Origin of the sequence: Rhodopirellula sp. JB055 (assembly GCF_043100905.1) — a bacterium.
Lineage (GTDB): Bacteria > Planctomycetota > Planctomycetia > Pirellulales > Pirellulaceae > Rhodopirellula.
The window spans coordinates 1-9,359 of record NZ_JBICHO010000498.1 but is presented as its reverse complement, the minus strand read 5'-3'; the positions used below and the strand labels follow the sequence as shown (position 1 = coordinate 9,359).

The 9,359-nt window shown below is 55.9% G+C and carries 4 protein-coding genes and 1 pseudogene; all 5 read left to right on the top strand.

Going from position 1 to position 9,359, the window contains the following annotated elements:
* A partial coding sequence (locus ACF8AM_RS19470) for an SGNH/GDSL hydrolase family protein (RefSeq protein WP_392557248.1) occupies positions 1–626 on the top strand: 626 nt, incomplete at its 5' end.
* A 63-nt stretch (positions 627–689) separates the two neighbouring features.
* Positions 690–2,123 (top strand): sulfatase-like hydrolase/transferase, encoded by a 1,434-nt coding sequence (locus ACF8AM_RS19465; protein WP_392557247.1) that lies wholly within the window; start codon positions 690–692, stop codon positions 2,121–2,123.
* A gap of 489 nt (positions 2,124–2,612) precedes the next feature.
* The gene (locus ACF8AM_RS19460; RefSeq protein WP_392557246.1) at positions 2,613–6,047 is read left to right on the top strand and encodes a family 78 glycoside hydrolase catalytic domain; all 3,435 of its coding nucleotides are present in this window, start codon (positions 2,613–2,615) and stop codon (positions 6,045–6,047) included.
* A gap of 137 nt (positions 6,048–6,184) precedes the next feature.
* Positions 6,185–8,857 carry a sulfatase-like hydrolase/transferase gene (locus ACF8AM_RS19455; RefSeq protein WP_392557245.1) on the top strand — a complete coding sequence of 891 codons (2,673 nt, stop codon included), beginning with the start codon at positions 6,185–6,187 and terminating at the stop codon, positions 8,855–8,857.
* A gap of 185 nt (positions 8,858–9,042) precedes the next feature.
* Positions 9,043–9,359 (top strand): annotated as a pseudogene (locus ACF8AM_RS19450) (hypothetical protein); the annotation flags it as partial.

Genomic DNA, 9,359 nt, shown 5'->3' with positions numbered 1-9,359 from the left:
CTTTTGCTGACCTGAAGCAACAGCTCCGACAAACTTGGCCGAACAACCGCTTGGTTCGATTTGTCTTTCACGGGCATTCCGTCCCCGCCGGGTATTTCCGCACGCCGATCGTTCGGCGTTTCGATTCGTACCCGGTGCTCTTTCACCAAGAACTGTGCGAGCGTTATCCAACCGCAGTCATTGATGTTTGCAACACCGCGATTGGCGGCGAGAATTCGGTCAGTGGGTCCGAGCGATTCGCGGACGATGTGTTGTCATTGAATCCCGACGTCATCTTCATTGATTACTGTTTGAATGATCGTCGAGTTGGGGTGAATCAAGCTCAGGATTGCTGGCGAGAGATGATCAAGCAGGCGGTGGCAAAAGACGTCCTGGTTGTCTTGCTGACGCCGACTCCGGATTCCAAGGAAGACATCTCGGATCCCGATTCACCTCTCGCGAAACATGCCGAATCGATCCGGCAGTTGGCTGGTGAGTTTGACCTGCCGCTGGTGGATTCCTACTCGGAATTTCAACGGTTGGTCGGGGAAGGTGCCGATGTCACGGACTATCTCTCGCAGTCCAATCACCCCAACCGAGCCGGTCATCAAGTCGTGGCCGATCAGATTCTCGCCTTATTCGAGTGACGCAGGTGGACCGCCACTTGCGAGTGATTCGAAACACGATTCCACCTCTTCCTCGGAACAACGATGTCGCATCGAACTCAATGGCAGTCGGTATTATCGACATGGACACTGGCATTTTTCGCGTGCCTGCCGTCATCCGCAACGGCAGTTGATGCAGGTGCCGAACCGCCAAACATTGTCTTGATTTTGGCGGATGACCTGGGTTTCAATCAAATCGGAGCGTACGGAGACACCCCGATTCAAACGCCTCACCTGGATCGACTCGCAGCCAACGGAATTCGGTTCACCCAGGCCTATTCCGGTAACACCGTTTGTTCGCCTTCCCGCGTGTCGCTGTTCACGGGTCGCGACGGACGGTTGATGGACAACAATTCCAACACGGTTCAACTCAAAGACATCGACGTCACGATTGCTCATGTGTTGAAGCACGCCGGTTACGACACGGCTTTGTTTGGCAAGTATTCCATCGGTTCGCAGATGGGAGTGACGGATCCATTGGCGATGGGGTTTGATACCTGGTACGGCATGTACTCGATTTTGGAAGGGCACCGGCAATACCCAACCATTCTCTGGCGAGACGGAAAGAAGATTCGGATCGAAGAGAACGAGAAGGGAAAGAAAGGTGCGTACGCACAAGCTTTGTTCACCAACGAAGCGATCCAGTACATCAAACAAGATCACAAAACTCCGTTCTTCGTGCTTCTGGCGTACTCGTCTCCCCACGCTGAACTGGCCGCGCCAGCCGAATTTGTCGATCGCTACAAGAATGCCTTTCCGGAGACTCGCTATGGCGGCATGTCCAATGGAACGGCGTCAGACAAATACGCTTGGTATTACCCCGAGCCTGTTGAACGCCCACATGCGACGTTGGCCGGCATGGTGACGGCTCTCGATGCATACGTTGGCCAGATCCACCAAGCGTTGGAATCCAAAGGCGTCGCGGACAACACGTTGATCCTCTTCACATCGGACAACGGACCGCACGACGAAGGTGGCGGTGACCCGACGTTTTTCCGTGCGTCCGAACCCTACAAAGGGATGAAGCGTGATCTGTACGATGGCGGCATTCACGTGCCGATGATCGCACATTGGCCCGCCGCCATTCAGTCGCCACGAGTGGACGATACGCCGTGGGCGTTCGCCGATGTACTGCCAACCTTCGCCGAGATCGCCGGCGTGCCCTTGAACATCGTCCCACGAGTCAAAACAAACGGAGTGTCTGTTCTACCGCGTCTTCGCGACGCCCCAAGACCGTTGCCGGAACGGACTCTGTACTGGGAATTTGGCAAGCAAGCAGGAGACCCGAATTCTGGAGTGGTTGGCGAAGTCTACCAAGCGGCTCGCCGAGGCAACTGGAAAGCCGTTCGGTACGACATCGAAGGGCCCGTTGAGCTGTACGACTTGGATTCTGATCCCGGTGAAACAGTGAACTTGGCAGCCGATGAGCGGGACCTGCGCGAGGAATTCACCGCATTGTTCGAAGCCAACAAGGACTGAGAATCAACACTCAGCAGCGGCCCGCTTGAACGCTTCCACTCCAACGAGTTTTGCCCGTCCGGGTTGCGGATGTCGGCCAAGCACGGCCAACCTACAGCAAAATTGACTCGCCCGTTGCCAACCGACAAGGTTCGCAAGACGTCGCGAGCACGACACTTCAAAACCGCACGACCTCTGGGAGTGGCCAGCGAAGCGAGGGAGGTTTCGGCACTGAATCCTGCGCATCCTCCCTGGCCAGGCCGCTCCTCTATGGACTTGGCACGATCGTGCTGATTGCTTGCGCAATCGCAAAGGTTTACGGCTCAGCCCCTAAGTAGATTGGGGCTGCCCTGGCGACGCTAGTGCGCCCGACCAAGGTTTTCGATCCCCTTAGCTGAGTCTCACGAGATCATGGACAGCTGGCAAAATCGCCGCCAGCCAGAGTTGTTTTCGTTGAATTGACGCGGCAGAGGTCATTTGGCTGAGCTTTCCCCCATCCCGGTTTGACCATTGAAGACACTCCTTTCCTTGCTGTTTCTCGCGACGTCCATCGTGACCGCCGCAGAATCTGTTTCCGCTCTCCAGCCACAACGCCTACGGTGCGAGTACCTCGAGAATCCGACCGGGATCGACATCGCTCAGCCTCGATTGAGCTGGCAGGTCACATCGGAGCAACGGGGACAATCGCAGACCGCGTATCGGTTGCTCGTCGCCTCTTCGGAAACGCAGCTTGGATCCGACGTCGGTGACCTTTGGGATACCGGCAAGGTGGAATCCGATCAAACGTTGTTCGTTGAGTATGAGGGCAGCCCGCTTCCGAGTCGCCAAGAATGCTATTGGAAAGTCCAGGTCTGGGATGGGGCCGGCAACGCGACTTGGAGTGATGTCGCCTCGTGGTCGATGGGGTTGCTCGACGAAAGTGGCTGGTCCGCCGAATACATCAGCTATCGCGACGACTCGCCGATCCACACCGATCTTTCAACGCTTCACTTGCCTGCCGCGCGTCAGTACCGAAAAGAGTTCTCGGCGTCCAAATCGATCAAACGTGCCACTGTCTACGCAACCGCACTCGGCATCTACGAACTGCATCTGAACGGGCAACGTGTTGGCGATGCCAGCTTCGCTCCAGGTTGGACGGACTATCACAAGCGTGCGTATTACAACACGTACGATGTCACTGACTTGGTTCGCAAAGGCGACAACGCGATCGGTGCTTGGGTCGCCGACGGTTGGTACAGCGGCTATGTGGGGTTTGGATTGTTGACCGGGATGGGACCGGAAAAGAACGGGCGATCCGTTTACGGAAAGACTCCCTCGTTCATGTCGCAACTCGAGATCGAATTCGAAGACGGTACGAAACAAACCATCGGCACCGACACGACTTGGAAGGTGACTGGCGAAGGCCCGGTCCAAGAGGCGGACCTCTTGATGGGCGAAGCCTACGACGCACGTCGCGAAATGGTTGGTTGGTCCAAACCTGGATTTGATGCTGCCCAGTGGGACGATGCGATTTTGGCAAAGCAAAATGATGAGGTGACGGCAACGTTCTACGAGTTTCAAAATCCGACCACGGTCGGTACCGGGGTGAAGAAGGTCGGCGAGCAACGTGACTTTGGTTTCAAACGGCCTAAGTTGGAAGCGTTTCCGGGAGTGCCGGTTCGTGTCACTCAAGAGATCCCCGCCAAAACGGTATCGGAATTGGAACCGGACACGTTTGTCTTCGACCTTGGGCAAAACTTTGCCGGAACGATTCGCCTGAAAGTCAAAGGACGCGAAGGCGACCGGATTCGACTGCGTTACGGAGAGATGTTGCATCCCGATGGTCGCTTGATGACCGAGAACCTTCGCAAAGCAAGAGCGACGGACTACTACACCTGCAAAGGTGATCCCGACGGTGAAGTCTACCAACCGCGATTCACCTTCCATGGCTTTCAGTTTGTGGAAGTGAAGCGTTTGTCGGATTCGAATGAAAACGCAGACGGTGCATCTGCCGCGGCGTCCGGTGGGACACCTCCGTTGGACATGGTCACCGGTTTGGTGCTGCACAGTGACACCCCCATGGCGAGCACGTTCGAATGCAGTGACCCGATGGTCAACCAGCTTTTCAAGAATGTGGTCTGGACCCAGCGAGCCAACTTCCTCGATCTGCCCACCGATTGTCCGCAACGCGATGAACGGATGGGATGGACGGGTGACGCTCAAGCCTACGTCGCGACCGCGGCTTACAACGCGGACATCGGCGCGTTCTACACCAAGTGGCTTCGCGAATTGATGGAGTCACAACGACCCAGTGGTGCTTTCCCCGGCTACGCTCCGTACCCCTTCCAACATGGATGGGACTTCGGAACGGCCTGGGCGGACGCGGGTGTCATTTGCCCGTGGACGATCTGGCAGTTCTACGGCGACACCCGAGTCATCGATGATTGCTGGGAACCGATGACTCGTTTCATGCAGTGGCGCAAAGACACCAGCGTGGGCAACCTCGGCGTTTCACACGGAAACGCTTGGGGCGATTGGCTGTCTCAAGGCGAAGAAACACCGCTCGACTACATCGACAGCGTGTACTTTGCGATCTCGGCACAAATGATGGCCGAGATGGCGCAAGCAACTGGCCGCGAAGACGAAGCCAAGCGTTACCGCGAGCAGCGTGCTGCAACGCAAGCCGCTTTTCAGGCCAAGTACTTGAACGAAGATGGCAGCATCAACGTCCGGACTCAAACCGCTCAAGCCCTGGCTTTGTTTGCGGATCTGGTGCCCGCGGATCAACGCGAAGCAACCGGGAAATACCTTGCCAAACGGCTGGCGGAAAACGGAAATCACATGGCGACTGGTTTCCTCGGCACGCGACCATTGCTGCCTGTTCTGTCAAGTTCGGAACAGCATGATCTGGCGACGTTCCTATTGCAGTCTCGCGAATTTCCGTCTTGGGGTTATGAGATCTCCAATGGTGCGACCACGATCTGGGAACGATGGGACAGCTACACCAAAGAGGATGCGTTTGGTCGACACAACGCGGCGATGAACTCGTTCTCTCACTACGCTTTCGGCGCGGTTTGCGAATGGATGTTTGCGACACTTGCAGGCATCCAGTCCGACGGTCCAGGATTCAAGCGGATCGTGATCCGGCCGACCCCGCCGTCACCTGGAAGCAATGCGATGAACGAACCAATCCACTGGGTGAAGGCATCGTACGATTCCATTCGCGGAACAATTCGCAGTGAATGGAAAGTGTGGGGCGGCAAATTTCATCTGAACGTCTCGATCCCGGCCAACACCACGGCAACCGTCTACCTTCCGACAAACGATGCCAGCAGCATCACCGAGAGCGGCAACGCCCTGTCGAACACAGCGAACGTCAGCATCCTCCGGCAAGAAAGCAGCGTGGTTGCGTTGACCGTCGAATCGGGCAGCTATGAGTTTTCGGCGCCCAGCGGAATCGCACCAGCAAAGGTTCCGCTGAAATCATCGGCCCCCAAAGACAACTCCATCAATCCGGGCGAAATCGATCTGACCGGTGCGACAAAACTAGAATCGTGGGACTTCCGAAACCCCCAGGATTTGGCCAAATGGGGCGAGCGAAAAAGTCTCCAAATCGAACAACGGAATGGCGTGGCTTATCTGGTTGCAACCGGTGACGATTCGCAGATGGCAGTCCGATTGAGCAAGCCACTCGAAGGCAAATTGGTCATCGAGTTGCGAGCATCGCCCTCACAGAATTCGAACAGCCAATTCTACTGGGCAATTCCCGGCCGAGGTTTCAACGCTCAGCAGCAAACCAAGCGGTTGCTTCGACAATCAGACGACGTGAACGATTATCTTTTCGCAATTCCGAGTGGACTGACCGTGGGAAAACTTCGCTTCGATCCCTTCGCGACTTACGATAAATATGCCAACGCCGGCGAGATGCTGATCGAATCGATTGCGATTTATCGATTGGCCGATTGACGACGGCACGTTCTCTCCACGGCCAAGCCGTTCACCCCCACATCCCTACCCACCTCAAAACTGGCCACCTCAAAACTGGCCACCTCGACACTGGCCCGCCGCAACACTGGCGGCCAATCCCCACCGGACACCCCACCATGAATCGAATTCCTCTTTCGTTGCTCGCATTCGCGATCCACTTGTGCGCTAGCCACTGCATCCTGGCGGGTGAGCTCGATCCAAAGCAGGATGCTTGGCATGCCAAGTACAAAGGCCAGGCGAATGCTCCTTTGCCCGAGAAAATGCTGCTCAACACAGACCCCGAGCCAGATTTGTCGAAAGGTTTCACCTCGTTGTTCAATGGCAAGGACCTGAGTGGCTGGACTCCGAAGGGAGGCACCTGCAAGTTCACGGTGAAAGACGGGATCCTTGTTGGCCAAGTCGTTCCAGGTTCCAACAGCACCTATTTGTCGACTGAACGAGACGACTTCGAAGATTTCATTTTCACTTGCGACATGAAGTGGGAAGAGTCCTGCAACAGCGGCGTGATGTTCCGTGCTCAATCCAAACCAGGCAAGAACGGAACCGAAACGGTGTTTGGACCTCAGGCGGAGATGGAAGGATTCAGTCAAGATCGCCATTGGTCCGGTGGCATCTATGGGCAAAGCTGCGGCGGATACTTCTATCCGCTGTGGCTGAAAGAGCACAAAGAAGCGAGAGCGGCCACCAAAGAAGACAAATGGAACCGCGTGACAATTTCTGCGCAGGGCAACGTCGTCAAAACCTGGGTCAATGGTGTGCCAGCCGCCCACTGGATCGACGATGAGTCCTACCCCAAAGGCTTCTTCGGTCTGCAGGTTCACAAAGGTGCCAAAGGCACCGTGCTGTGGAAGAACCTCCGAGTGAAAGAACTGGCGAACAGGCCGGCCGCGTCGCCGCAGACCAGTGCATCGAAGCGTCCCAACGTGCTGTTCATCCTGGCCGATGATCTTGGATGGAGCGACACGACGCTCTTTGGAACCACCAAGCTTTATCAGACACCCAACATCGAACGGCTTGCGAAACGCGGGATGACGTTCACGCGAGCCTACTCGTCCAGTCCGCTTTGCTCGCCAACTCGGGCGAGTGTCCTGACCGGGCTCAGTCCAGCACGGCACGGGATCACTTCCCCGACCTGCCACTTGCCGAGGGTCGTTTTGGAACCCAGAGAAAGCGAGAAAGGACCACCGAACAAGTTCTCGACCGTTCCCGAATCAGTGACGCGACTGGATCCCAAGTACTACACGCTCGCCGAGATGTTCCGGGACAACGGTTATGCCACTGGTCACTTCGGGAAATGGCACCTGGGATCGGAGCCCTACTCACCGCTGGAACATGGTTTTGACGTCGATGTGCCCCACCATCCCGGACCGGGCCCCGCGGGCAGTTACGTTGCACCGTGGAAGTTCAAGGACTTTGATCATGACCCGTTGATCCCGGACGAGCATCTCGAAGATCGGATGGCCAAAGAAGCGGTCCGGTTTCTCGAGCAGCACGCTGATGAGCCGTTCTTTTTAAATTACTGGATGTTCAGTGTTCACGCGCCGTTTGACGCCAAGAAAGAGCTGATCGAAGAATATCGAGATCGCGTCGATCCCAACGATCCTCAACGCTGTCCCACGTACGCTGCGATGATCGAAAGCATGGACGATGCAATTGGCACATTGCTGGACACACTGGATCGCCTGGGAATCGCCGACGACACCATCATCGTTTTCGCGTCGGACAACGGCGGCAACATGTACAACGAAGTGGACGGCACGACCGCGACCAGCAACGCTCCGCTACGAGGTGGCAAGGCGACCATGTACGAAGGCGGTGTGCGAGGACCGGCGATCATTGTCCAACCTGGTGTGGTGGAGCCCGGATCACGAAGCGACGCGATCATTCAAAGCATCGATTTCTACCCGACTCTCCTGGAAATGCTGTCGATCAACGCTCAGCCAAACCAACACTTTGATGGCGTCAGCATCGTTCCCGCTTTGCATGCAAAGCCATTGCAGCGAGACGCGATCTTCACCTACTTCCCTCATGATCCTCCCGTACCGAATTGGATTCCGCCTTCGGTCAGCGTGCATCAGGGCGATTGGAAACTCATTCGCATTTTTCACGGCGGAAAAAACGATTCGCATCGCTACAAGCTTTTTGACTTGAAAAACGACCTCGGGGAAAGAACCAACCTGGCGGCAAAACATCCCGATCGAGTCCAGCAGTTGGACAAACTGATCGAGCAACATCTCGTTGAAACCAATGCCGTCCGACCGCTGGTCAATCCAAAATTCGATCCCGCCCAATACAACCGCGCAGCGGAAGGCAAAGGCAATCTGAAAGGCAGCCGCAACCGACCCAAGAAGGGCAAGCAGCGAGTTCAGCGGAAACCGGTCGCTGGTTGGTTGCCCGGCGGAACGTGCGACCTTGCCGTTTCTCAGAATTCATTGCGGGTTAGCAGCACCGGAGGTGACCCATATTTAAGCTTCTCGCTTCCCAAAGTGGTGAAGGCATCCACGATGACGTTCACCGTTGAGATGCAATCGAATTCGTCTGGCGACGGGCAAGTGTTCTGGAAAGAGGTTGGGCTTCCCTACAATGCAACGCGAAGCCAGGTGCTTGACGTGACTCACGATGGAAACGTCCACTCCTATTCCATCAAGCTTTCACCGAATGGCCCGGTGCAAGGCGTTCGAATCGATCCATCGAACGGCCCCGGCCAAATCGAAATCCAGAAGATGAGTTTGCTCGACGACAACGGCGTCCCCATTCACGAATGGAACTTCGCGGACACTGTCCGCTAAACACGTACGTTGGTCTTCCAAGACCGTCGTCAACAAACAGTACGATGGTCTCCCGAGACCGTCGGAAAAACAGCGTCTTTTTTTGATCGGGCTTGGAAGCCCAACCTACGGGTGTTTGGCTTGGAAGGCCCAACCTACGAGGAACCAGGCGTGAAGGATCTTTCGAACAGAATAAGGAGTCTCACGTGAGCGAAACATTTCACTTGAATGCTCCTCCCGGTTTTCGCGGGTTGCACCCAGATCTGCCCATCGAAACTTATCACCGACACCTTCCACACTGGCGGCAGGCCGGAGCGACCTATGCGATCACATTTCGGCTGTCAGACTCGATTCCACAAGATCAACTTCGAAGCCTTCAACGATGGCGAGAGATATGGGAGCGATCGAACGGACAACCACAAACAGACGCCGATTGGGAACAACTCGCAAAACAGATCACCCACCGTACCGAAGCCTGGCTGGACGAAGGCTACGGCGAGTGCGTGTTTAACAACCCTACGTT